This window comes from Streptococcus panodentis (genome assembly GCF_017884005.1).
Taxonomy (GTDB): Bacteria; Bacillota; Bacilli; order Lactobacillales; family Streptococcaceae; genus Streptococcus; species Streptococcus panodentis.
In genome coordinates this window covers 109,466-133,511 of the sequence record NZ_QFAY01000001.1, presented here as the reverse complement: position 1 = coordinate 133,511, position 24,046 = coordinate 109,466, and the positions used below count along the sequence as shown (strand labels likewise).

21 protein-coding genes and 1 pseudogene are annotated in these 24,046 nt (G+C 48.7%); 1 reads left to right on the top strand and 21 read right to left on the bottom strand.

Annotation, left to right across the window (positions count from 1 at the left end; genetic code table 11):
• Positions 1-32: 32 nt before the first annotated feature.
• The 19 genes from DHL47_RS00585 to DHL47_RS00495 form a co-directional block, all read right to left on the bottom strand.
• A complete protein-coding gene (locus DHL47_RS00585) occupies positions 33-881 on the bottom strand; it encodes a DegV family protein (protein WP_128837311.1) in 849 nt (282 codons plus the stop codon).
• Positions 882-883: 2 nt separating this feature from the next.
• The gene (locus DHL47_RS00580; RefSeq protein WP_128837155.1) at positions 884-1,258 is read right to left on the bottom strand and encodes a DUF1149 family protein; all 375 of its coding nucleotides are present in this window, start codon (positions 1,256-1,258) and stop codon (positions 884-886) included.
• A gap of 475 nt (positions 1,259-1,733) precedes the next feature.
• Positions 1,734-3,704: a PTS fructose transporter subunit IIABC gene (locus DHL47_RS00575; RefSeq protein WP_209550528.1), complete on the bottom strand. Its 1,971-nt coding sequence runs from the start codon at positions 3,702-3,704 to the stop codon at positions 1,734-1,736.
• On the bottom strand, positions 3,701-4,612 hold the full coding sequence (gene pfkB, locus DHL47_RS00570) for a 1-phosphofructokinase (RefSeq protein ID WP_209550527.1): 912 nt from the start codon (positions 4,610-4,612) through the stop codon (positions 3,701-3,703). Before pfkB ends, DHL47_RS00575 begins: the two co-directional genes overlap by 4 nt.
• On the bottom strand, positions 4,609-5,352 hold the full coding sequence (locus DHL47_RS00565; protein ID WP_128837157.1) for a DeoR/GlpR family DNA-binding transcription regulator: 744 nt from the start codon (positions 5,350-5,352) through the stop codon (positions 4,609-4,611). Before DHL47_RS00565 ends, pfkB begins: the two co-directional genes overlap by 4 nt.
• A gap of 497 nt (positions 5,353-5,849) precedes the next feature.
• Positions 5,850-6,869 (bottom strand): CPBP family intramembrane glutamic endopeptidase, encoded by a 1,020-nt coding sequence (locus DHL47_RS00560; RefSeq protein WP_128837158.1) that lies wholly within the window; start codon positions 6,867-6,869, stop codon positions 5,850-5,852.
• A 20-nt stretch (positions 6,870-6,889) separates the two neighbouring features.
• On the bottom strand, positions 6,890-7,531 hold the full coding sequence (locus DHL47_RS00555; protein ID WP_209550526.1) for a TIGR01906 family membrane protein: 642 nt from the start codon (positions 7,529-7,531) through the stop codon (positions 6,890-6,892).
• A complete protein-coding gene (locus tag DHL47_RS00550; RefSeq protein ID WP_209550525.1) occupies positions 7,524-8,294 on the bottom strand; it encodes a TIGR01457 family HAD-type hydrolase in 771 nt (256 codons plus the stop codon). The genes DHL47_RS00555 and DHL47_RS00550 overlap by 8 nt, the downstream gene beginning before the upstream one ends.
• An 11-nt stretch (positions 8,295-8,305) precedes the next feature.
• Positions 8,306-9,046: an acyl-[acyl-carrier-protein] thioesterase gene (locus DHL47_RS00545; protein WP_209550524.1), complete on the bottom strand. Its 741-nt coding sequence runs from the start codon at positions 9,044-9,046 to the stop codon at positions 8,306-8,308.
• Between the two features lie 3 nt (positions 9,047-9,049).
• Positions 9,050-10,180 carry a radical SAM family heme chaperone HemW gene (hemW, locus tag DHL47_RS00540; RefSeq protein WP_209550523.1) on the bottom strand — a complete coding sequence of 377 codons (1,131 nt, stop codon included), beginning with the start codon at positions 10,178-10,180 and terminating at the stop codon, positions 9,050-9,052.
• 132 nt (positions 10,181-10,312) lie between these two features.
• Positions 10,313-11,116 (bottom strand): pyrroline-5-carboxylate reductase, encoded by an 804-nt coding sequence (gene proC, locus DHL47_RS00535; protein ID WP_209550522.1) that lies wholly within the window; start codon positions 11,114-11,116, stop codon positions 10,313-10,315.
• A gap of 2 nt (positions 11,117-11,118) precedes the next feature.
• Positions 11,119-12,381, bottom strand: a complete 1,263-nt coding sequence (locus tag DHL47_RS00530) for a glutamate-5-semialdehyde dehydrogenase (RefSeq protein ID WP_209550521.1) — start codon at positions 12,379-12,381, stop codon at positions 11,119-11,121.
• A gap of 9 nt (positions 12,382-12,390) precedes the next feature.
• Positions 12,391-13,500 (bottom strand): glutamate 5-kinase, encoded by a 1,110-nt coding sequence (gene proB, locus DHL47_RS00525; protein WP_128837164.1) that lies wholly within the window; start codon positions 13,498-13,500, stop codon positions 12,391-12,393.
• 414 nt (positions 13,501-13,914) lie between these two features.
• Positions 13,915-14,064, bottom strand: coding sequence for a hypothetical protein (locus DHL47_RS00520; protein WP_209550520.1), 150 nt, complete (start codon positions 14,062-14,064; stop codon positions 13,915-13,917).
• A 104-nt stretch (positions 14,065-14,168) separates the two neighbouring features.
• Positions 14,169-15,071, bottom strand: coding sequence for an RluA family pseudouridine synthase (locus DHL47_RS00515; RefSeq protein ID WP_209550519.1), 903 nt, complete (start codon positions 15,069-15,071; stop codon positions 14,169-14,171).
• A complete protein-coding gene (lspA, locus tag DHL47_RS00510; RefSeq protein WP_209550518.1) occupies positions 15,055-15,522 on the bottom strand; it encodes a signal peptidase II in 468 nt (155 codons plus the stop codon). Before lspA ends, DHL47_RS00515 begins: the two co-directional genes overlap by 17 nt.
• A gap of 2 nt (positions 15,523-15,524) precedes the next feature.
• Complete coding sequence (locus tag DHL47_RS00505; RefSeq protein ID WP_209550517.1) at positions 15,525-16,427, bottom strand: LysR family transcriptional regulator; 903 nt, start codon at positions 16,425-16,427, stop codon at positions 15,525-15,527.
• A gap of 137 nt (positions 16,428-16,564) precedes the next feature.
• Complete coding sequence (locus DHL47_RS00500) at positions 16,565-17,422, bottom strand: GNAT family N-acetyltransferase (RefSeq protein ID WP_209550516.1); 858 nt, start codon at positions 17,420-17,422, stop codon at positions 16,565-16,567.
• Positions 17,423-17,639: 217 nt separating this feature from the next.
• Entirely contained in the window at positions 17,640-19,601 is a 1,962-nt protein-coding gene (locus DHL47_RS00495) for a peptide ABC transporter substrate-binding protein (protein WP_209550515.1), read from the bottom strand.
• A 393-nt stretch (positions 19,602-19,994) separates the two neighbouring features.
• On the opposite strand from DHL47_RS00495, the gene DHL47_RS00490 reads away from it, so the two are divergent.
• Positions 19,995-20,738, top strand: a complete 744-nt coding sequence (locus tag DHL47_RS00490) for a hypothetical protein (protein WP_128837168.1) — start codon at positions 19,995-19,997, stop codon at positions 20,736-20,738.
• A 101-nt stretch (positions 20,739-20,839) separates the two neighbouring features.
• Here DHL47_RS00490 and DHL47_RS13605 read toward each other — a convergent pair.
• Both DHL47_RS13605 and DHL47_RS00480 read right to left on the bottom strand, forming a co-directional pair.
• A pseudogene (locus DHL47_RS13605) lies at positions 20,840-20,955 on the bottom strand (LPXTG cell wall anchor domain-containing protein); the annotation flags it as partial.
• A 30-nt stretch (positions 20,956-20,985) separates the two neighbouring features.
• Complete coding sequence (locus tag DHL47_RS00480; RefSeq protein ID WP_209550514.1) at positions 20,986-23,784, bottom strand: glycoside hydrolase family 3 protein; 2,799 nt, start codon at positions 23,782-23,784, stop codon at positions 20,986-20,988.
• Between the last annotated feature and the right edge of the window lie 262 nt (positions 23,785-24,046).

Sequence of the window (24,046 nt, the reverse complement as noted above, 5' to 3'; positions counted from 1 at the left end):
CTTACAAGGTTTAGCTCAGGCTGTTCAAGCCATCAAATAACGGGAATGTAGACCAGCGCTACACTTCCTTGGCCGAGGTGTGTCCCGATGACACTGCCAAAGGTTGCAATGGGAATGTCGCCAGCAATCCCGCTGTCCAGCAGGATTTGCCGCAGCTCCTCTGCCTTTTCGGCTGCATGGGCATGGATGACAATGATCTGATAGTTCCCGCCGGCGGTTGCTTCCTCTACTACTTCAATCATGCGCTTGACCGCCTTTTTCTCGGTCCGAATCTTCTCAAATACTTCAATGACGCCCTGATCATTAAAATAGAGAACAGGCTTGATGCTGAGCAGATTGCCCAGAATAGCTGCACCGTTGGACAGGCGGCCTCCCTTGACCAGATGGTTCAAATCATCCACCAAAATAAAGGCGCCGGTTCCCTCAATCTGCCGGTTCACCCCATCAGCAATCTCCTCAAATGAGCGGCCCTCTTCTGCCCAAGTCAGGGCAGATTCAACCATGATGCCCAGCGGAGCGCTGGTGATTTTTGAATCCGGAAAAGCAATGGTCAAATCAGAAAAATCATCTTTCAGATACTGAATATTCTGGTAAAAACCCGAAATACCGCTGGATAGAAAGAGACCCAAAACATGAGTATAGTCTTTGCCGTCCAGAATGGTTAAAATATCTTCCAGCTCTGCAATACTGGGCTGGCTGGTCTTGGGCAGTTCTTTTGCGGCAGCCATTTTTTCGTAAAATTCACTGGCTGTTAAATTTTGTCCTTCAAGATAAGTTTCTCCCTCAATGACAACCGGAATATCCAAAACAAAGAGATTGTCCTTTTCCAGGAGATGGGCCGGCAAGTAAGCCGACGAATCGGTAATGACAGCTAATTTCATCATCAGAACTCCAAATTAATGCCCGGCAGATCCAGAGCAATTTCTGTTACTTCATAAGTCAAACGATTGAGCATGGTCAGGCAGGGACGGGCCAGCTCCTCTACTTCTTCGTGATCAAACTCACTGGGCTCTTGGACCAGACGACCATGGATATGATTAGCCTGCGAAATAGTCCCGCTGATAACAAAATTTTCAAAAACAATCATAAAGGTCAGGATGACAATCAAGGAAGTGGTTTGGTTTTCTGCGTCTCGCTTGACCAGCTGGAAGTTGACATCTACCTTAGTTTCAGGCGTTCCATTTTCTTTTTCCCATTCAAAATTGCGGGCATCGAAATGGTACTGACTTACAAATTCTTGTTCACGTTGTAAATGCATTACTGTTCTCCTAAAAATATGCGATAGTCCATTATATCATAATTCCCAGTGACTTTCCATAGCCATATCCCGAGATTCAGCAAGTCTGCAGACTGTAAAAATGGACAGATTGGCTCTTTTTGACCGTGCATAGATTTTCTGCCCTCTTCGTATCGATCGCTTTGAGGCGGCGAATGAAGCTTCCGTAAGGAAGAGACAGTTCTACTGGCGTGAAGCCAATGCCAGCTTCGCTTTCCTTATCTGCTGCTTTGAAAAGCGGTGGGACAGACTCCCGTGATGGCCGCGCCCTCACCCACAAAGGAGAGTATCTTTGATAAGATACCGTATAAGCCTCTTCGAAAATCTCTGCAGACTAGGTCAGCATCGCCTTACAGTACTCAAGTACGGTTTCGGCTAGCTTTCTAATTTGCTGATGATTTTCATTGAGTATCAAAAAAGAACCTCACAGCTGAGATTCTTTTTGATTAGTAAGATATTATTTTTCCAAGGGTTTGCGCAAGTAACCAAAGAGAACACCGCTGACCACTGCTCCGATAGCCACAAAGAGCAAGTACAAGAGCGGGTTGGAGGTAAGGGCGATAACGAAGATACCGCCGTGCGGTGCCATCAGCTTCAGTCCGGCAAAGCCGACCAGAGCCCCTGTCAAAGCAGAGCCAGCGATAAAGCTTGGAATAGCACGGGCAGGGTCTGCAGCACCGAATGGAATAGCCCCTTCTGTAATAAAGGAAAGCCCCATAATAATATTTGTCAGACCGGAATCGCGTTCTTCTTCGGTGAATTTATTCTTGAAAAGCAGGGTTGCAACGAAAACTGCAAGCGGAGGCACCATACCGGCTGCCATCACCGCTGCCATCACTGTTGAACCGCCGTTCATCATGGCATCTGCTGTCAGAGTTCCTGTACCAAAGACATAGGCCGCCTTATTAACCGGTCCGCCCATATCTACGGCCATCATCCCGCCGACCAGCAGCCCCAGCAGAACGGCAGATGTACCGCTCAAGCTGGACAGGAAGTTGTTGAGTCCTGTATTGATGGCTGCCATTGGGATATTGACAGCAAGCATCAAGAATCCTGTGAAGAATACCCCCAGCAGCGGCAGGAGCAGGATGGAGCGAATTCCTTCCAGCGAACGCGGAAGTCCAGCCAAGAGCTTGCGAAGGACGAGAATGACACCGCCGGCCAAGAAACCGCCGACCAAGGCTCCCAGGAAACCAGAGGAAACCCCTGCAAGAGCAAGTGTTTTTTCACCGCCGGAACCAAAAGCAATCCCGCCAAAAGAAGCACCGCTGCTGGCAATAGCACCTGCAACAAAACCTGATACCAGACCCGGCTTTTCAGCGATGGAGTAGGCAATATATCCTGCCAGAACTGGAAGCATAAAGCCAAAGGCTGCTCCTCCGATAGTCTTGAACTGAGCTGCCAGTTCATTGTAGCTTCCCAGCTGAGCCAAGGCTTCCTTGGTATTTGGCACACCGATGATTTGGTCAATCAGGAAAGCAAGGGCAATCATGATCCCGCCGCCGATAACGAATGGCAGCATCTGGGAAACCCCGCTCATCAGGTGCTTATAGAAGGCACCGCCCAAGCTTTTCTTCTCTGTGCTTGCTTCTGCCGCACCGCCGCCATTCGCTGCCTTGTAGACTTCAGCATTGCCAGAAAGAGCTAGATTAATCAGTTCTTCGGTCTTGCGGATACCATCAGCTACCGGACGGTTAATCAGCGGTTTGCCGTCAAAACGGTCCATTTCAACTGCCTTGTCCGCTGCAATGATAACTGCTTTAGCTTTTTGGATGTCCTCAGCCGTCAGCTTGTTGCCGATGCCGCTGGCTCCATTGGTTTCGACCTTGATGCCGACCCCCATTTCAGCAGCAGCTTTCTGCAGCGCCTCCTGAGCCATATATGTGTGGGCAATCCCGGTTGTACAAGCGGTTACCGCAACCAGAAAATCACCGTCTTCTGCCGCTGGCTCCACTACTGCTGGTTCTTCTGCTTTTTCTGAAGCTACATCAAAGAGAGCAATCACCTCATCTGGCGAGGTCACTTGGCGCAGCTTGTCCGCAAAACCGTCTTTCATCAGATATTGGGACAGCTCAGCCAAGGCTGCCAAGTGCGTATCATTGGCACCTTCCGGAGCAGCAATCATAAAGAACAGGTCAGTCGGCTGGCCGTCGAGACTCTCATAGTCAACACCTTTGTTGGATTTGGCAAAGAGGACGGTCGCTTCTTTGACAGCAGCATTCTTGCTGTGAGGCATGGCAATGCCATCACCCAGACCAGTTGAAGTCAGGGCTTCGCGAGCCAGAATCCCTTCTTTAAAAGCTTCAAAATCTGTCACATAGCCGTGGTCAGCCAGGCTTTGAATCATTTCTTCAATAACTGCCTTTTTCTCAGTCGCCTGAAGGTCCAGCAGCATAACATCTTTTCTCAGTAAGTCCTGAATTTTCATCGTTTTTCTACCTCTACTTTTCCATAAGTTTCTTTGATATCGTCAGCGGTCGCTAAATCATCTGAGAAGGTGGTCGCTGTTCCGCAGGCAACGCCCCATTTAAAGGCTTCCACTGCATCGCCCGAGCGGACAAATTCTCCGGTAAAACCAGCTACCATAGAATCACCGGCTCCGACAGAGTTTTTGACTGTGCCTTTGATCGGCTTGGCAAAAACGGCACCTTCTTTGGTCACCAGCAGAGCGCCATCTCCGGCCATGGAGATGATAACATGCTGCGCTCCCTTGTCCAGCAGCTGCCGGGCATAACGTTCGATGTCTTCCAGATTTTCCAGCTTGACTCCGAAAATATCACCCAGTTCATGGTTGTTGGGCTTGACCAAGAGCGGCTCAAACTCCAGCGAGTCCAGCAGGGTCTGACCCTCAAAATCACAGACGACCTGAGCGCCTGTTTCTCTGGTCAGGCCAATCAGTTCCTTGTAGACCACATTGCCCAGATTTTTAGGGCTGCTGCCGGCAAAGACCACCGTATCATCCGAGGTCAGGGAAGCAAGGAAAGCCTTGAGCTCAGCCAGCTTATCCGCTGAAATTTCCGGACCCGGTCCGTTGATTTCAGTCTCAGCATCTGCTTTGATTTTGACATTGATACGAGTGTCGGCCTCTACCTCGACAAAATGGCTGGCTATCCCTTCGCTTTCAAGAGTGTCTGTGATGAATTTTCCGGTAAAGCCGCCGATAAAGCCAGTCGCAGCATTTTCGATTCCCAAACGTTTGAGAACCCGGCTGACATTGATGCCCTTACCGCCGGCAAACTTATCGTCGCTGTCCATCCGGTTGACACTGCCTACGAGGACCTTGTCCAGGCGGACAATATAGTCAATCGAAGGATTGAGTGTAACGGTATAAATCATGCTTCAATCACCTCCGTTTTTTCCTTTATTTTCTGAAGCACTTCGGATTCAGTTTGATTGGTAATAATACTTGCTTTTGCAAGAGGTGCAACTTTGACAAAAGAGGTCTGACCCAGCTTAGAAGCATCCGCTAAAACATAGGTCTGCTTGGCATTTTCCAAAATTGCTCGCTTGACAGCTCCCTCCTCCATATCCGGAGTTGTAAAAAAGGAATCATCAATGCCATTCATGCCGATAAAAGCCTTATCAAAATTAAGCTGTCCGATCTGATTCAGCGCCACACCGCCGATACTGGCGTCTGTCGAACGCTTGACCTTGCCGCCGATAATCACTGTAGGAATCGTGCGGTCAACCAGCTTGGTCGCATGATGAATGGAATTGGTCACCACTGTAATCCGGGGATCATGCAGCTCGTTGACCAAGAGTTCATTGGTGGTGCCGGCATCAATGAAAATCACATCGTGCTCCTGAATCAGAGCAGCTGCTGCCTGGGCAATAGCTGTCTTTTCCTGAATGCTTCTGATAGATTTCTCCTGATTGCTTTCTTCTTCCTGCAGGAAATGAAAACTCTCTGCTCCGCCATGAACCCGCCGCAGCTTATGCTCCTGTTCCAGTTCATCTAAATCTCTTCTGACGGTTGATTCTGAAGTGTTCAAAGCTTGGACTAGATGGTCAAGGGAGACAAACTTTTCCCTGGTGACAGTCTCTAGAATCACCTGCTTTCTTTCCGACTTCAGCATAAAACACCTCCTTTGCAATCGATTACAGTTATATTATACAGGAATTGAAAGTAAAGTCAAGCACTTTCTTTCAAAATCTATCACTTTTTATCATTTTCCTATCAAATCAATGCTATCCCTGATAAATATCAGCAGCAAGCTGCAGTTCAGTCAGTTGGCGCTGTTGCTCTTTCTAATTCAAACCTATACGCGGCTGTAGACAAAGGAGCTGGGGGCACGCTTTGTAGCTTCCATTGTTTGACTGAGCAGGAACATAAAAAAGAATGAGGAGGGCGATTGCAGGATGCGAACAGCTCATCATTCGTTTTATATTTGTTGTTAGTGCGCCGGCTGACTCTCTCCCAACCCTGCACCTTGATGTCAGAAGCTTGCTGACCTTATAGCTTTTCTCGGCCAGCCTTGTTAAATGTTTAAAGAATGCTGCTTTTTCAGCAGTCTCAGCCAAGGAGCTGTGATTTCAAAATAGAAAAAGCGTGAAAAAACAATCCAGTAAAAAATCAGAATCTGGACGAAATATAAACAAGCAGGATAGGCAGAAGGGTTGCCAGAACGGTCAGAACAGTCAATACCCAAAACCAGACAGACTTGAAGGCCTGGCGATAGGTGCCCGGCAGAGAGCGGTTAGCCTGAATATAGGCTCTGAATTTCGGCCATTTTAAAATCAGGACCAAGAGGAAAACGGTGCTGCCAGCGATTAAAAGAGAGTTGTAAACAAAAGTGACAATGGGCTCTGGAGCTCTTTTGGAAATAAAATCCACGCCTTCTGCTATGACCAGATTATTGATGATATGAAAAATGATAGACCAGATAATCGAGTACTCAAATGCGATATAGGCAAGTCCCAAACCAGTCAAAGCGGCAAAATAAAGCTGGAATAGATTTTCATGAAAAAGACCAAAAATAATCGAAGTCAGAATAATTGCAAAAATTTTGCCGTGCTTTTCCAAAGCCCGCAGTCCCGCTCCCCTGAAGATTATTTCCTCCGTAATCGGAGCCATCAACGATGAATAAAGCAGCATGCTCAGCGTTTGGGAACCGCTGCCTCCTGATAGAATCTCCGAAATGTCAAGATTGAAAAGCAGCATGATAGACTGCATCAGCTGATTGACCAAAGCTGTAAATAATTGGGCGAACAGCAGAAAGCAAATCATGACAAAGAAAACCTTGGGCGTCATCTTTTGGCCTTTTTGGCGGAGGTCATGGGTAAAGAGCTGCTTCCCCCGAGAAATGGTAAAAACAAGCACTCCCAGACAGGCTGCCAATATATAAGCCGTCCCGTCCTTGGCTATAAATTCTGCCGCCATCTGCTCAAAGGCTGCCCTATCCGTCACTCCCCGCTGAGCCGCAAGAACGATAACCGCAACCAGCGTATAGAAAAAAATAACTGCCAGCATGACCCAAGTATAAGTAAAACAAGTGGCCGCAAAGCGCCCCAAATCCTTTCTGGGGGTCGGATTCGGCTGAGGCTGCGGATAAGGTTGAAAGGAAGGCTGAGGCTGCTGTTGATTGTAATACATAATATCTCCTATAGTAAAATTCAAGCGCTGCTTTCACTGCCTGCAAGCTTTTTTCTGCTCAGAGCATAAAAAGTCACAAAGAAAGCTTCATACAAAAGGGCAAAAAGAATAAAGGCGTGCAGAAAGAAATCTTCCGGCAGAATCCAGATCACCGGATCCTTGGCCGGGTCAAACAGCCAAGTGCTGTCTCCGACAAAGAGCAGCTGATGAAAGAGTGTAAAAAAGCTGTTAAAACCAATCAGAAAGGCCACTGCTGTTAAGATTAGCGGCAATAGACTGAGAAGCAGAAAGGCTCGTCTGTAAAGGGCTAAAAGGCCTTTTCTGACTACATTTCGGATAAAGAGGACAAAGGCCGGCAGGGTCAGCAGAAAGACAGCCTGCGCCAGATGAAAGAGGTATTTGACTGCCTGAAAATGGTGCAGGCCAGCTGCAGATGAGCGAAAGTCTGGCATGGCCAGCTGCCGACTGAAAGGATTGGTCAGGTAATTCATCAAGATATTGAAATTATACTGAATAGTCTCCGCTTTCAAATAAACCTTGGCCGGCAAGTCAAAATAAGCAATCTCCAGCGGGTACAGCAGCCAAGCCAGATAAATGGTCAGGACAACGGCTGCCGCCAGCAGAAAAAGAAGGCTGGCAGAAAATCTTAACCGATCACGCATCAAAATCCCACTCCGCTAAACTAGCCAGAACATGCGTCGGCTGAATGGGCAGGTCTGCTACTTCTTCTGGCTTGGTAAAACCTGTCGTGACCAAGAGGGTTGGGATGCCGTTGTCAATTCCCGCCCGGATGTCCGTCAGGTAATTATCGCCGACCATGACGACCGCTTCACGCGCCAGCCCCAAATGTTCGATGGCCTTTTCCATGATAATGGCATTGGGCTTGCCGATAAAGGTCGGCTGAACCCGTGTCGCGGCCTGCAGCAGAGCATTAATCGCACCAGCACCCGGCAACAGCCCGCGCTCCGTCGGAATATTGAGATCGGGATTGGTCCCGACAAAATGAGCCCCCCGCTGAATGGCCAGTGTTGCAATCGACAGCTTTTCATAGTCCACTTCCCAGTCCAGACCGACCACAACATAGTCAGGATTCTCTGTATCTTCTGTATAGCCCGCTTCTTCGATAGCGTGCTTGAGCCCAACATCGCCGATAACATAGACTTTCTTTCCCAAGGCCTTGTCATCGAGGTAGTCAATGGTGGCCAGCGTTGCAGTATAGATGGTCGAAAGCGGCGTTTCAATGTTAAAACTCTCTGCCAGCATGGTCTGAACCGTTTCCGGTGTGCGCGTGGTATTGTTGGTCACAAAAAGATAGGGGATATCCCGCTTCTGCAGCTCATGCACAAAGGCCTCGCCGGCCGGAATCCGGCTCCTGCCCTTATAAATCGTGCCGTCTAAATCAATCAAATAGCCTTTATAAGTCATTTTCTGTCTTTCTAATTTTCTTTTTTCAGCTTCTGCCAGGTCACCAGGGCCTGTGCGTTGACTTGGCCGTCACTGGCAATCTGGTGATTGCTCTTCAGACCGTCCAAGTCATAACTGGAGGCAATCATGCCGCCGGGACGGACTTCCCGGACATACTTGAGATGGATTTTTTTAGGGATATGCTGGGTGAGGAAGTCTGCTCCCATGACCTCAAAAATCCAGTCCAGATACTTGCTGTTATTGACATGGCCGTTCATATCCAAATCGTAAAAACGGACATGGTAGTCTTTGCTTGTCGCATGCTCCAAGTCGGGATATTTGGGTCCGCGCATCAGCTTTTTGGAAAATGCAGACTGGTAAGGTGCAACAATTTCCGGTTCCACTGGATGAACCTTGCGGCTGTCCCGATCCATGAGGACAAAGGTGCCCAGCATCTGGATAATTGCCTGACCAGACTCATCAAAAATGGTAAAGCGCCGGTAGCAAAAGAGCCGATTATAGGTCAGCGCTTCTGTTTCAATGGTGATTTCCTCGGCAAAGTGCGGGAGCCGAACCACATCAATGTCATAGTCAGTGATAATCCAGACCAGATTATAGCGCTCCAGCATGTCCTTGTCACTGATCCCTAGGTCAATGGACTGCATGCCCGACACCTGCAGGGACAGCAAAATCACGTCCGGCAGCTTGAGGTGGCCGTTCATATCTGCCATATCAAAGGGGATTTTCATTTTCATTTGGTAAGTTAAGCCCATTTTTTACTCCAATATAAATTTCTCAGCAACCGTATCCCCCAGAAACAGCCCTTTCTTGGTCATACGGACAATATCCTTGTCAGGAACCAGCAGTCCCTGCTCCGTCAGCTCTGCCACAACAGCACCATACTGCTGGTCAAAGGGCTGACCGAACTTTTCTTGGAAACGCTTCTTGGAAACACCGGATTTCTTCCTCAGTCCCAGAAACATCTCTTCTTCCATCTTTTCTTTCAGCGTCAGCACTTCTTCTGTCACCCGGGCCTTGCCGGCTTCTACGGCCTGCAGGTAATGGCGGATAGGACCATGATTCTTATAGCGGATGCCATCGACATAGCCTGAGGCTCCTGCTCCCAACCCAAAATACTCTGCATTGTCCCAGTACATGAGATTGTGGCGGCTTTCAAAGCCGGGCTTGGAAAAGTTGGAAATCTCATAATGCTCAAAACCGGCCTTTTCCAGCTCTGCGATAATGTATTCAAACATTTCCGCCTCCAGATCCTCCTTTGGCAGGGGAAGCCTGCCCCGCCGCATCCGATTCATAAAGACGGTGTGGTTCTCTAAAATCAGGCTGTAGAGGCTCATATGGGGAATGTCCAGAGCAATCGCCTTGGCCACATTTTCCCGCACATCCTCCATGGTCTGCTTGGGCAGGGCATAAATCAGGTCAATGGAAATATTGTCAAAACCAGCCTCCTTGAGGCGGTCGATATTTTCATAAATATCTTTTTCCAGATGGCTGCGCCCAATCTGCTTGAGCATGCGGTCATTAAAAGTCTGCACGCCCAGAGACACTCGGTTGACAGCCGAGTTCTTGAGCACGGCTATCTTGTCCGAATCCAGATCACCGGGATTGGCCTCGATGGTCAGCTCTTCCAAACAATCCAAATCCAGCTGCTCCACCAGCCTATCCAGCAACCATTCCAACTGAGCAGCCGACAGAGCTGTCGGGGTACCGCCGCCGATATAGAGAGTACGGAGTTTCTGGATGTCATAAGAACGGTACTCCTCGATCAAGTGCTCTAAATAGCTGTCTACCGGCTGATTCTTGATAAATACCTTGGAAAAATCACAATAATAACAAATCTGAGTGCAAAAAGGGATGTGCACATAAGCAGAGGTCGGTCTGGTTTGCATAGTATTTATTATATCACAGATTTGAATGGAAAGCTTATTTGAATACCAAACAAACTAAAAAAGAGAGGGATTTGACAGACACCATTCATTTTACTGTCTCCACCCCCTCTCTTTTCTAAAAGTCCAGCTCCTTCATTTCTTCCCCAGCTCCTGCGTCCGCTGATAGGCGGCCTGGACAGCCTGAATGACCGTACCCCGGAAGGCGTGGCTTTCCAGACTGGCTACTCCTGCTATGGTTGAACCACCGGGACTGCAGACCTGATCCTTGAGCTGGGCCGGATGCTGCTGACTCGCCTGTGCCAGTTTGGCTGTGCCCAAAAGGGTTTGGACAGCCAGCTGCTGAGCGGTCTCCCGGGCCAATCCTGTCTGAACACCAGCGTCAGCCAAAGCTTCCATAAAGAGATAGACAAAAGCCGGACCGCAGCCAGCCAAAGCTGTCGCAGCATCCAGCTGCTTTTCCTCTAGCTTGATCAGCAGACCGGCAGCAGACAGCATCTCCAGCAATAAATCCTCATCCGCTTGACCCGCTAACTCGGACAAGGCATAGGTGATAACACCCTCGCCAACAGCCACAGGCGTATTGGGCATGATCCGAATCCAGCGATGCTGCTTAGGAGTCAGCTTTTCCAAGGTCGCCAAAGGCAGACCGGCCGCCATGGAAATCAACAGGAGAGACTCTCTCTCCTTTAAAACAGTCTCATAATCCGCCAGCAAGGCTGCATACTGAGCCGGCTTGACGCCCAGAAAAACCATGTCTGCCTGAGCAAACACTTGGGCATTGCTGGCTGGCTGGCCGCCAGCTTCTGCTGCCAGCTTCTCAGCCTTTTCCTGACTGCGGTTGGCCAGCAGCATCCCATCTCTGTATCTGTCATCTTGAGCGACCAAGCGGGCCAAGCTGCCGCCCATATTGCCCAAACCGATAAATCCAATCTTCATTATTATTCCCTCACCTGACCTGTTCCTTGAATAACATACTTATAAGAAGTCAGCTCTCTCAGTCCCATCGGACCTCTAGCATGCAGTTTCTGAGTGGAAATACCCATTTCACAGCCCAGACCGAATTGGCCGCCGTCGGTAAAGCGGGTAGAGGCATTGACATAGACCGCTGCGCTGTCCACTTGTTCAGTGAAGTAAGCAGCAGCTGCAGCATTTTCTGTCACAATGGCATCCGAATGATGGGTACTGTGGGCTTCGATATGCTCGACCGCATCCTCCAGCGAAGAAACTAGCTTGACCGCTAAGACATAGTCCAAAAATTCGGTATCAAAATCTTCTGGTTTAGCTTGTGTTCCTGAGATATACTGAGCTGCTTTCTCATCCAGACGCAGTTGGACTGGCGCAAGCCCTGCAGCCTCACGGTCCGTCACCAAGACTTTCTGCAAAGACGGCAAGAAGTCGACTGCGAGGGCTTCGTGAACCAGCAATACCTCCATTGCATTGCAGACAGAAGGACGGCTGGTCTTGGCATTTTCAACAATTGACAGCGCCTTGGTCTGGTCCGCATCCTTGTCGACATAGACATGAACGATGCCTGTACCTGTCTCAATGACGGGCACAGTCGCATTTTCCACAACCGCCTGAATCAGTCCCGCGCCACCTCGGGGAATGAGCAGATCCAGATAGCCCTTGGCCTTCATCAGGGCATAGCTGGAGTCACGGCTGGTATCTTCAATTAACTGAATGACTTCCGGATTGATAGCTGTTTCCGCCAGCCCTTTCTTGAGCGCTGTGACGATGGCATGTGCGGATTTGTAGGCATCCTTTCCGCTGCGCAAGACGGCTGCATTTCCGCTTTTAAGAGCCAAGACAGCCGCATCAGAGGTGACATTGGGCCGGCTTTCGTAGATAATGCCAATCACACCCATGGCCACCCGTTTTTTGGTGATTTCCAGCCCATTTTCCAGCTGGCTGGTCTCCAAGACTTCCCCGATGGGGTCTGGCAGCTTCGCCACCTCACGGATCCCCTCTGCCATGGCCTTAATTCGTCCTTCATCCAGATAAAGCCGGTCCAGCATGACATCTGAAATCTTCCCCTTAGCTGCTGCCATGTCCTGAGCATTGGCTGTCAAGATGTCCGCCCGAGCCTGCCAAATCTGGTCAGCCATAGCCAGCAAGGCTCGGTTTTTCAGCTCAGTGCTGGCTGTGTTGATGGATTTTTTGACGGCCTTGGCCGTTTCAAACTGTTCTTGTGTCGTTACCATTTCTCACCTCTAAAATTCTGTAAAGAGCAGCTGGATTTCAGGTGTGATAGAAATCCAATCATCGCGATGAATGAGCACCCCCCTGGCCTTTTGCGATTGGAGCATGTCTTTCACAGCTGAATAGCCAAATTGCACACGCCCCTTGCCCAGAGATTCTCCCGTTTCCTTATCATAGACAGTGACAATGTCATGGTAGGAAAAATGCCCCTCAATTTCGACAACACCTGATAAAAGCAGGCTCTTGCCATTTTCAGATAATGCGGCAGCGGCACCTCGGTCCACATATATTGCCCCCTGACTTCTGGCATAAAAAGCCAGCCACTGCTTCTGCGTTTTCAGCCCCTTCTTTTGGGCAATGAAATAGGAGCCGTCTTCCTGCTGGTTTGCCGCCTCTAGCAGGGCATCTTCCTTTAATGAGGAGCAAATATAAACCGGCACGCCTGATTCCGTCGCAATTGTAGCGGCTTTAATCTTGGTCAGCATGCCGCCCGTTCCATTGTTGGAACCTGCTCCGCCAGCCATCTCAATGATATTCGGTGTAATATTCTCAATGACATGCAACCGTTCAGCCTCAGGGTTGACAGCTGGATTGGCCGTATAGACACCATCCACATCCGTCAGCAGGACCAGCAGATCCGCCTGTACCATAGCTGCCACTTGGGCGCTGAGAGTATCATTATCGCCAACCTTCAATTCTTCTATGGAGACCGTGTCATTTTCATTGATGATGGGAATAGCTCCGCGGTTGAGCAGGACCGACAGGGCCTGATGGGCATTCTGATAGCGGCGCTTGTCGGCAAAATCATCCTGAGTCAGCAGGATCTGGGCGGAGACAATTTTCTTGAGCAGCAGATTAGCCGTGTACTCCTCCAGAAGCAGGCCCTGCCCCACCGCAGCCGAAGCCTGCTTGTCGGCGATTTTCGCAGGCCGTTTTTTAAAGCCCAAGGCCCCAAAACCCGCTGCAATGGCTCCGGATGAAACTAAAATCAGCTCATGCCCCGCCTCATGCAGGACAGCCAGCTGGTGGGTGATGGACCGTACCTTGGCCCGCGACAGACTGCCGTCTGGATTGGTCAGTGAGCTGGTTCCCACCTTAAATACAATACGCTTTGCTTTCATAGACAACTCTTTCTTGCTTATGCTCAATGAAAATCATCAGCCAACCAGGCAGGAGCAGACAGGCTGGCAGCAGCTGCTCATTCAGTCACGAGAAATCCCGCAGGACTTTCTCTAACTCCTGCACTATTTAGCAGTATGGAAAATAATCGTTTCAATACTGCCCGTGTCGGAGCTAGCCGGATGGAGCTTCTACTAGGAAGTGTCCAAAAGCTCCGGCGGAGGCTTTGAGGCGGCAGATAAAGCTTCCGAGAGGAAGGCCTCAAACGTACGGCAAGGCGACGCTGACATGGTTTGAAGAGATTTTCGAAGAGGATTAGATTGTCCTATTATACCACGAATCACCGAAAATCAAAACGACCGCGATTGGGGCGGTCGAGACGGCAGTCAACTTCGCTGCCTATTTCTACTCCACTATCAGCCGATGAAAATAGCCGACAGACCACTCATCTGGATTGGGCAGGGGCTGGATTTGCTCCGAGGATTGAGATAGTGTCTGACGTAAGCCCTGGCCGCTTCTTCCATCATCTTTTCATAAGATAAGCCCTTTCTCTGCTTCAAAGCCATGTAGCGCTCTTCCTGCAAATACCGGCTCTGAAAATGCTATTGCTTGGTCCCATCCACAAAAGCCAGCAGATCTGCTTGTCCAATTTCCTCAAGACTAAGCGGATTTACTGACCGCCTTTCCGCAGCTTTTCCAAGGTTTCTTGGAAAATAGCTGGCGCTTCAGCCGTAAATTCCAAGACCTCTCCTGTCCGAGGGTGGGTGAAGCCCAGAGTCCGCGCATGCAGAAACTGGCCATGACCTTTCAGGGTCTTTCGCGGTCCATAGACTGGATCTCCGGCCACCGGATGACCGATATAGGCCATGTGAACGCGAATTTGATGAGTCCGGCCTGTCTCCAGCTGGAGTTCAACCAAGCTATAGTCACCAAAGCGTTCCAAGACCTGAAAACGTGTCAGAGCCGGTTTGCCCTTGGCTGTCACGGCCTGCTTCTTGCGGTCCTTGTCACTGCGGCCAATCGGCGCCTCAATCACGCCACGGTCATTGGGCAGATTGCCATGGACGATAGCCCAGTATTTGCGCAGTGATTTCTTGTCTTTCAGCTCCTCCGCCAGAGCCAGATGGGCTCGGTCATTTTTGGCAATCATCAAGAGCCCCGAGGTATCCTTGTCAATCCGATGGACAATGCCGGGACGCAGCACACCGTTGATAGCAGACAGATCCTTGATATGGCAGAGCAGGGCATTGACCAGGGTGCCGCTGGTGTGGCCGGCACTCGGATGGACCACCATGCCCTGAGCTTTATTGACCACCGCCACATCCTCATCTTGGTAGACAATGTCCAGAGGCAAGTCCTCGGCTTGGTACTCTACCACCTCCGGCTCCGGCAATTCATAACGGATGACATCGCCCTCTTTGACAGCATACTTGGCCTTCTTGGTCTGACCGTTGACTAAAATCTGACCGTTCTTTATCTGTTCATTGGCCAGATTGCGGGAGAGCTCCGTCAGGTCAGCCACCGCCTTGTCTAAGCGCTGCCCCGCCGCAGCTGCCTCAATTCTTACTTCCATCTTTCTCTTCCTTTATCATCAGCAGCAGTAAAATGGCAACGCCAAAAGTCAGGTACATATCCGCTACATTAAAAACAGCGAAATGGATAAATTCCAGCTGAAACATATCAACTACAAAACCTTGGCGCAAACGGTCGATAAAATTCCCCAAACCGCCGGCAATCACCAAGGTCAGCCCAGCCAGCAGCCACTTGGAGGCATGGAGGTGCTTGATGAGGTAGTAAACAGCTCCGCCGATGACCAAAAATGTCACCAAAGTAAAGAGCCATTGCTGATTTTCCAGCATAGAAAAGGCAGCTCCGGTGTTTTGCAGATAGGTCAGACTGACCAGCTGCGGGATGAAGTCCCTGACCTGACCCAGCTTAAAATCACTGACAATATAAAATTTGACCAGCTGGTCCAAAAGAACCAGGGTCAAGACTGAAAGGGGAATGGTAATGTTTCTTTTCATACTTATTTTTTCTGTGCAAAATATTCTTTCATAACGGACACAAAGGCTTCGCCTACCTGAGAAAGCTCTACCTCTTCCCGTTTGACGTAGACCATGCGGTTGTCCAGATTGTCACGGAGCTTGATAACCGTAATGCCATTAACACTGTCGCTGTCCAAAAAGCCTGACCCGGTCGCATAGGCATCCGTCCGCTCCAAAATACCATTGAGCGTTGCCCGATCCGTCACATTAAACATCAGCGAGCTGTCGCTGGTATCCACAAAGTTCTCAGAGTAATAGAGATACTCGTCCTTTTCCTGAGTGAAGCGCACCGTCGGCAGATCCGCCAAATCCGCCATGACCAGCTCCTCTTTAGCCGTCAGGGGATGCTTTTCCCGCAGGTAAATGTGGGTTTGGAAGGGAATGAGCTCAATGACCTCCAGCCCCAGCTTATCCACCCGCTGCATAATGCCCTTGCTGTTCTGATTATTGAGGTAAATAATCCCGATTTCGCTGTGCCCCTGAGCCACCTCATCCAAGATCTGCACCGTGGTTGACTCAAATATCCGGAAATTCTTGTACTCAGGATATTTCTGCGAAAACTCTGTCATCAAAGGCGGCAGAAAGTCATAGTGCTGGCTGGCGATGGAAAATTCGTCCTTTTCCTCTTCCGGATTGGCATATTGATTTTGAAAGACATCAAAGCCCTTGACCAAATCCTGCGCTTTTTCGTAAAATTCCATGCCCCGGCGGGTCAGAAAGGTCCCGCTGCTGGTCCGGCGGAAAATCTTGAAACCGAGTTCTTTTTCCAAATCCCGGACAGAGATCGAGAGGCTGGGCTGGCTGACATACATTTTTTCCGCCGCTTCACGGAAGGTCCCGCTGTTGGCAATAGCGACCACATAACGCAATTGTTGAATATTCATACTATTTTCCTTCTTTACATATCGTCTCATTATACCATAAACCCAGACAGAACGAAAGAAAGCAGTTGTAATCGGCTGCTTCTATGTAACAAATCCCCAACCAGACAGACAGCTTCAGAGTCCCGCAAAACTCCTCCCTACTTCTCTGTCAGATAGACAACCTCTGTCTTCTCTGTGAAGCCCAGTTTTTTATAAAGTTTCAAGGCGCCAGTATTCTGCTTTTCGACGACAATTTGAAATTCCTGTCCATTGCGCTCGGCCAGGTCCTGCATACTGGCAAGCAGCAGATGACTGCCCAGACCTTGCCCTTGAAAATCTTGCGCCACTGCCAAACCAAAGAAATAATTGGTCCCAAAATCCGTATCAACCGATACTGAAGCCACAAGACGACCTTCTTTTTTCAGGATATAGAGCAGACCGGAGGCACTGCTAACAGCTTCTCTGGCGTATTTCAGAGCCACATCCAGCGGCGTCTCAAAAACCCGGGACTGAAAGGCTGCGATTTCTTCTGCCAAATCCAGACTTCCCAGCAAAACCTCGACCCCCTCCCTCTTCTCTATAGCAAAACTCCCTGCAGCTTGGGCCAGCCAGATTTCTGCTTCATCTGCTAAATAGCTGAATCTCTGGGCAAAGGCTGGATGAGCCTCCAAAAAAGCCAACTCCGCCACATACTCAATCTCGCTCAAACCATACTCATCCGCCATCTTAGAAAAATCCTTCAAGAGCTGATTGGCTATGCCCTGACGCCGATAGGCCGGCAGGACATAGAGAGAAACTTCTGCCTCCCCCGGCTCATCCGCATAGACGGACAGAAAGCCGACCGCTTGGCCGTCCATCTCCGCCAAGAAAAAAGCCGGCATTGTCGGATCTGCATTGTAATTATTGTCCAGATAGGGCAGACGGCAGCCGCCATCTGTTTGATTGCAGATTTGAACCAGCTCGAACAACTCCTGTTTTTCTTTATCAGGCAGCTTCGTATAAATATTCACTTTCATTTCTTTACTTCCTTGCATTTTTGTTTTCAGACTCATCAAAAATCTCTTGGTCCTCAAAGAAAGTCAAACTAGGTCAGCGTCCTGTCTGCAGCCCAGTTGTTAGTTTGCTGATGATGGTTATTGACTATTATTTTACCATAAATCCTCTGTCAGACAAAGATGTCTAAGAAAAGGGACTGGAGAAATTTCCAGCCCCTGAGTCACTATGACTTCTTCCTTATTTTTCAACATGGTCAGCCAGCTCTTCCTGAGCTTTCTGATTTGTTTTGGTAGTTTCTTCTTTCCATTTCTTTTTAGCTTCTTCGTAGTCTTTGGTCGTCACGACATCCGACTGAAGCTTGGTCAGCTTGAAGTTATAGCTTGAACCCTTGATACCGACCGCCGAATAGGTCCTGCTGAAAGGCACAATCTTAGTCACAGACGGTGCTGCACCCTGAGAGACTGTCGGCATAATCAGCCCATTGTCCAGCAGCCACGCCTCTGCCTCTGCATATTTTTCGTAGCGATTCTGAACATTGCTGGTTTCAGCATTCGCTTCCTCCAGCATCTTGGTGTAAGCATCCAGACCTAACTCTTTGAGCTTGGCATTATCCTGTCCCGGATCAAAACCAAAGCTTTTCAGATTGGCGCCGCTCTTGATATTCAGCACATCCAGATAAGTCGATGGATCCTGATAGTCTCCAATCCAGCCGCCTTCTGCCAGGTCATAGTCCTTCTGCGCTGCGGAATTGGCAAAATAAGTAATATTATTGTAATCATCTGAGCTCATCTTCTGCAAGTCAATGACAACATTCTCTGCACCCAGAGTTGACTCAATAGACTGCTTCAGAGAACTTGCCCACTGAACACCGATGGTGCTTGATTGATCGACCGGCATATCCAGATGAATCGGAAACTCAACACCCTCAGCCTGCAGAGCTTCTTTGGCCTGAGCAAATTTAGCCTTAGCCTTGTCAGGATTGTAGTAAGCATCCTGAGCATCCGACAGGTCCACTCCCTGCCATTCTGTTCCGTAGTTGACCAGCTTTTCTGAGACGACCTGACCAAAGTCCTTGTCGCCGATTTGAACGAAGGTCGGAGGCACCAGAGAGTTTCTCAGGATCTTAGTTGCTCCGTCTTCGCCATTCCCTTGCGCTCCATAAGTAGTGCGGTTAAAGGCAAAGTTGACAGCCTGACGGAAATCTTTATTCATAACAGCCTTATTAACAGCAGACTTTTGAGCATCTGTCGTTTTGCTGGTATGATTATAGGATTGACGATTATAATTGAAATTATAGTAATAAGAAGTCGAATCCTGCGGGCTGTAGACAATATTGTCACCATACTGCTTCTTAACAGAAGCAAAGCCAGAGCTGTTTGGATAGAGGCGGGCAGTGCTGTAGACACCGTCGCTAAAGCTGCGAACCAGTGCTTCTTGGTCCGTACCATCATAATAAGTCAGCTTGATACTGTCCAGACTGACACTGTCCTTATCGTAGTAATTTTCGTTTTTGACGAATTCCATGACTGATTTGGAGGTCAGCGATTTGAGCAGGTATGGACCGTTATAGAGAATGCTGGAAGGCTTGACAGAACCAAAGTTGCTTCCTTCTGATTTCAGGAATTCTTCATTTGCCGGAAAGAGAATGGAGCTGGTTGTCTTGGAATTCCAGTAAGGCTCTGGGCGTGCCAGCGTATACTGAACAGTGTGGTCATCAAGAGCCTTGACCCCGACATTGTCAAAGTTTTTATCTTCCCCTTTGATGTAGGCGTCCAGACCTTTGACAGAATCCTGCACCAGATACAGGGCTTCAGAGCTTGCATCTGCCGCATATTTCAGTCCGGTCACAAAATCCTGTGCCTTGACATCCGCATATTCTTCACCATCGGATGTGTACCATTTGGCATCATCACGCAGTTTGTAAGTATAGGTCAGACCATCCTCAGAAACCGTCCATGACTTCGCAATGGAAGGAACCAAGTTGCCATACTGGTCATTTTCCAGCAACCCATCCACCAGATTGGTGATGACATCGCTGGTTGTCGCACGATTGGCTGTTAGATAGTTCAGGCTGTCAGGGTCTGAACTATAGACATAGGTATATTGATTTGTGCTAGTCGAAGACTGGCCGCAGGCTGCTAGCAGCAGTCCTGCACTCAGCGCAACTCCAGTGACTGTCAGCCATTTTGATGCTTTCATGGATAAACCTCCTTTGATGTTACATTTTATAACATGAACTATTATACCAAAAAAAGTATAAAAAGTAAATAGAAAACAGATAATCGTTTAGCAAAATATATGTGCTGAGGTTAATCTCTTGCTTCTGTACAGACAGTATGATATAATGGTACAAAGTAATAGTTAGTAATAAAAGGAGGTTAAATATTGCATCGCTTGCTGTTTTGAGTCACAACCGTCTGTTTGATGACGATTAAAACTTGAAACCCACTTTTTATCGCCTTTTAGTTTTCTTTTAATAGCGAAGACCCTGAAACAGCCTAATCTCAGGCCGTTTCACTCGCCCGGACTGTTGAAGCTAACAAAGTAATAAAGGATAAACTAAATGACGATAAATCAGAAAGGATACTTGCCATGTTTCACAAAGCTTACTCTGAACCGTCTAAACATAAGAAGCACTGGGGAGCAATCGCTCTCGCTTCTGCTGCCGCTCTGGCCGCTGTCTTGCTGGCCTCTGGCACTGTCCAGGCCGAAGATACTCCAAACCGATCCGGCAATCGCGAAATAGGCATTTACGACCCTGATGTCCCTGACATTGAGGACGATGATAGCATCTTTGATGAAGTTCAGCCGGCACCTCAGCCTCAGGAACCAAGTCAAAATGCCTATACCGGCCCCTATTATATCATGGATGAGTCGGGTCAGCGCATCCGAAACAAAATCGTTCTTTACGAAGGGCAGTACTATGGAACCAATAGATATGGAGTGGCTTACAAAGTTACAGATGACCCTGCAGAACAAATCCCCACTGATTTGAAGAACTCTTTCTATACCAGCCCGACAGGAAACGTCTATTATTTCGATGAAAAAGGACAGCGAGTGACCACTTTCTTTGCTGTCGACGGCAAGCAGTACTTCTTTGATGATTATGGCCGGCTTGTCAGAAATCGCTTTGTTCCTTTCTGGGAATTCTACTTCTACATCGGGGAGGACGGAACACCTTATCAGGACGGACTCTACAAGATTGGCAAAAATTATTACAAATTTGATAAAATGGGAATCCTTGCACAGAATACTGTTATCGACTACAAGGGCAAGCAATATTCTGTTAACCGGTTCGGTGTCGTCAACATAAAGGACGAGGAAGTGACGCCGTAATAAAAAACACCAGAAATGACGAGCAAAGTTCTTCATTTCTGGTGTTTTAGTTTGCCTGAAATCTTTCCATAGGAAAGACCAGTTTTCATAGCAGCGGCTGCTTATTCTTCTTTTGATTTTCCTGCACTAATGCTTAGACCCAATCAGCTACAAGCAGACCAAGTCCTAGAATGCTATAGAGCACCTTCTCGCTGCTTCCTGTTTGAGGAAGGGACTGCAGCCGCTAGAGGCTGCGGGTTTCCCAAAATCAGTGTCTGCGTCTGCCAAGGGTGAGACGATCAAGGAGGCAAGCACCAAGGATTAGAATCCCTCCGAGCGGCCAGAGCGCTTTTGTGCTGTCGCCTGTACGTGGCAGCTGGTTACCAGAAAGCAGCTGCGGAATCGTTTTTTCTTCTGAGACAGAAAGCCGAGAAGAGGCAAGCGGTGCTGGTGGCTGCTGTCCCCCTTGAGGATAGCCAGCAGTTTCCTGTCTAGCAGCTGTTACCTGCATCTTTACAGAATTATAGTAGCCGCTGCCCATCGAAAATACTCTTTCTTGGCTGTCAATGACTCTGACTGTTGAGATAGGGCTGAACTGCCCTGCTGCCAATGCTTTCAGTTCAATCATTATCGGCTGGCTGTCACCGGCAGTTCTGCGGATGATAACGGTATCCCCGTCAACTGTATAGCTATCACTCGGAAGCGGGCTGAAATGCTGGGCATCCACCGTCAATACCAGTTGGTAAGTTTGTTTGTCCAAACCATTCAGATTCCCTGCCGTCAGCCTTGCTGTAAAAGAATCACCGGCTTTAACGGTATTGGGTACATGCAGCTTGATATTTTTTACTGGGTCGCTATAGAGCAGACCGTGACCAATAGGATAGGCAATCTCTGTCCCAGACATCAGACCGTCCTTGATAGCCGGCACATCCACAGGCAGCTTCCCGATATGCTCCTGGCCGTTGAAAATAACTTCAACACCAGCAGGAATATTAGGACCGAAGGCATTGTCCGGTCTCAGCCCTTCTGTTGGGTCCATTCCTTTATTGCCATAAACAGCTACAATAGCCTTGGCCTTAGGATAATTGGCTGCATCATAGGGTTTGGAAATGCTCATAATAACAGCATTCTTTGCTGCGGCGTTGGCATAGTCCACTACTTCCGTTGGCACCTTGGTCAGCCAAACATCGCTGGCTAATTGAGCCTGGCGGCCAATCTCTGAAACCACAATGATATGACTGGCCTGATCAATTTTCCCTTTCAGCTCATCAAGGCTTGTACTGCTGCTGTAGCGGGCTGTTTCGAAACTCACGCCTTCTGGAATCACGCCGTCAGCTTTTAGGCGCTTCACTCCCAGCTCTAAGCCCGGCAACTCATTATCATAGGCCCCCAGCAGCAAGATTCGGTCACCGGATTTGACCTTAAAAGGCAGAACGGTCTCATCATTTTTGACCACCGTCACAGCTCTGGCTGCGATTTTTCTCTCTCCTTCCCGATTCCAATCGGAACCAACACTGGATAAGGCCTTGGCCTCTGTCCTGTCAGCGAGATTGAAATCCAGTACACCGCGCTTCTCCTTCAGGCTCAGGATACGGGCGGTCGATTCATCCAGCCTGCTTTCTGGAAGCTCCCCTTTTTGAACCGCCTTTTCAATCTCATCAATGATGTTATCAATCTTGGCCAAGTCAGATCGGCTGCGCAAGACAGTCGGCATCAGCACAATATCTACCCCGGCCTTCATGGCCATGACAGCAGCTTCTGACTCACCGAAATTCTGGGCAATGGCATCCATTCCCATAGCATCCGAGACAACCACCCCTTTGTAGCCAAACTTCTTTCTCACGATGCCGGTAATGATATCATCAGATAAGGTCGCCGGTATATAAATGGTTTCTCCGCTTTGTTTGGAAATAACTGCATCTTTTTCAATCTGCGGGTATTGGATATGGGCCGTCATGAGCATATCAGCACCCTTGTCAATAGCCGCCTTAAAGGGCAGCAGTTCTAACTTTTCCAATTCGGCGTAGGATTTGTCAACCAAAGGCAGACCTGTGTGGGAATCTACCGCTGTATCGCCGTGGCCGGGAAAGTGCTTGGCTGCAACTGCTACATTGTAATCCTGGATTCCTTTCATCATAGCCGCTCCCAGACGGGCTACCACCTGCGGATCAGAAGAAAAAGAGCGAAGGCCGATAATGGGATTCTGAGGGTTGTTATTGGTATCAAAAACCGGCGCAAAATCCACATTCAGACCCAGAGCTGATAGCTCACGGCCGATGATTTGTCCTGCTTCTTTAGCCAGTTCTGGATCGCGTGTAGCTCCGACTGCCATATTGCCCGGAAGAGCCGTTCCGCTGCCCAGCCGATAGACAATGCCGCCTTCCTGATCGATAGCCAGCAGCAGAGGCAGGCTGCCGTTCTGTGCTTTATTGCTGATTGCTGCCTCCTGCAAGGCCTGAGTCAGAGTCAAAGTCTGTGCGGTTCCCTTAACATTTTCAGCAAAAAGAATAACACCGCCGAAGTCGTATTTGTCAATGGCTTCTGCCACTTCCTTATTCAGCTCCGTCATATCAGTCTGGCCCGCTTCCCCGCTTTGCTGCCACTTGCGGAAATCCGGCATCAGCATTTGAGTAATTTTCTGCCTAATCGTCATCTCAGAAAGAAGAGATCGGACTTTTTCCGAAATTTTCTGGCTTTGTTCAGGTTCTTGAAGTTTATCATCCAAACTTTGCTGATTAGCGGCTTCACTGCTTTTCGATCCGGTATCCCTATCAGAAAGGGTCAGAGCAGACTGAGCTTGCGAAACAGCCTCGGCCGCTGCGGCAGACTGAGCGGCAGGCTGACTCAGTGAAACAGCTGGCGCACTTCCAGCATCAGTCTGAACCGCTGTTTCAGAAGCAGCTGGCTCAGCAGAGGCCTTGCTCCATTCTGCAGAAACAAGAGCAGCATCTGGCTGAGATTCTCCTTGCGGCACAGCTGCAGCAGATTCGGCTGCTGCGATTTCTGCACTGGCAAAAGCTACAGTCGATAAAAGAGCCGCAGATAGCAATAATCTGTATTTTTTCATAAGAAAAACTCCTTTTGCTTGTATTTTATATCTATAATAATATCATAAAAGACAGACTCTGTAAACGATTACATTCCTTGCTCTTTCTTGACCATATATGGTCGTTTAGTTTACCTTTAGCGGAGAATGGTCTATCGGACCACTTCAATCTATCCTATTTGAAAATGAATGAGTGATAGGCTGCGTTGGCTTGGTTTGAAGACTCTAAGGATTTTTTCAGTCATTGCTTAGCCATGCCTTTTCCTCAAAAAAAATTCCCACG

Coding starts and splice junctions, on each gene's coding strand:
- DHL47_RS00575 (WP_209550528.1), bottom strand. CDS start 3,704: ATGAAAATTCAGGACTTACTGAGAAAAGATGTTATGCTGCTGGACCTT.
- proC (WP_209550522.1), bottom strand. CDS start 11,116: ATGAAGATTGGATTTATCGGTTTGGGCAATATGGGCGGCAGCTTGGCC.
- DHL47_RS00495 (WP_209550515.1), bottom strand. CDS start 19,601: ATGAAAGCATCAAAATGGCTGACAGTCACTGGAGTTGCGCTGAGTGCA.
- DHL47_RS00555 (WP_209550526.1), bottom strand. CDS start 7,531: ATGCGTGATCGGTTAAGATTTTCTGCCAGCCTTCTTTTTCTGCTGGCG.
- DHL47_RS00520 (WP_209550520.1), bottom strand. CDS start 14,064: ATGGCTTTGAAGCAGAGAAAGGGCTTATCTTATGAAAAGATGATGGAA.
- DHL47_RS00505 (WP_209550517.1), bottom strand. CDS start 16,427: ATGAATATTCAACAATTGCGTTATGTGGTCGCTATTGCCAACAGCGGG.
- DHL47_RS00580 (WP_128837155.1), bottom strand. CDS start 1,258: ATGCATTTACAACGTGAACAAGAATTTGTAAGTCAGTACCATTTCGAT.
- pfkB (WP_209550527.1), bottom strand. CDS start 4,612: ATGATTTATACCGTTACACTCAATCCTTCGATTGACTATATTGTCCGC.
- DHL47_RS00530 (WP_209550521.1), bottom strand. CDS start 12,381: ATGGTAACGACACAAGAACAGTTTGAAACGGCCAAGGCCGTCAAAAAA.
- DHL47_RS00565 (WP_128837157.1), bottom strand. CDS start 5,352: ATGCTGAAGTCGGAAAGAAAGCAGGTGATTCTAGAGACTGTCACCAGG.
- DHL47_RS00560 (WP_128837158.1), bottom strand. CDS start 6,869: ATGTATTACAATCAACAGCAGCCTCAGCCTTCCTTTCAACCTTATCCG.
- DHL47_RS00480 (WP_209550514.1), bottom strand. CDS start 23,784: ATGAAAAAATACAGATTATTGCTATCTGCGGCTCTTTTATCGACTGTA.
- proB (WP_128837164.1), bottom strand. CDS start 13,500: ATGAAAGCAAAGCGTATTGTATTTAAGGTGGGAACCAGCTCACTGACC.
- DHL47_RS00545 (WP_209550524.1), bottom strand. CDS start 9,046: ATGGGCTTAACTTACCAAATGAAAATGAAAATCCCCTTTGATATGGCA.
- DHL47_RS00515 (WP_209550519.1), bottom strand. CDS start 15,071: ATGGAAGTAAGAATTGAGGCAGCTGCGGCGGGGCAGCGCTTAGACAAG.
- DHL47_RS00585 (WP_128837311.1), bottom strand. CDS start 881: ATGAAATTAGCTGTCATTACCGATTCGTCGGCTTACTTGCCGGCCCAT.
- DHL47_RS00500 (WP_209550516.1), bottom strand. CDS start 17,422: ATGAAAGTGAATATTTATACGAAGCTGCCTGATAAAGAAAAACAGGAG.
- hemW (WP_209550523.1), bottom strand. CDS start 10,180: ATGCAAACCAGACCGACCTCTGCTTATGTGCACATCCCTTTTTGCACT.
- DHL47_RS00490 (WP_128837168.1), top strand. CDS start 19,995: ATGTTTCACAAAGCTTACTCTGAACCGTCTAAACATAAGAAGCACTGG.
- DHL47_RS00550 (WP_209550525.1), bottom strand. CDS start 8,294: ATGACTTATAAAGGCTATTTGATTGATTTAGACGGCACGATTTATAAG.
- lspA (WP_209550518.1), bottom strand. CDS start 15,522: ATGAAAAGAAACATTACCATTCCCCTTTCAGTCTTGACCCTGGTTCTT.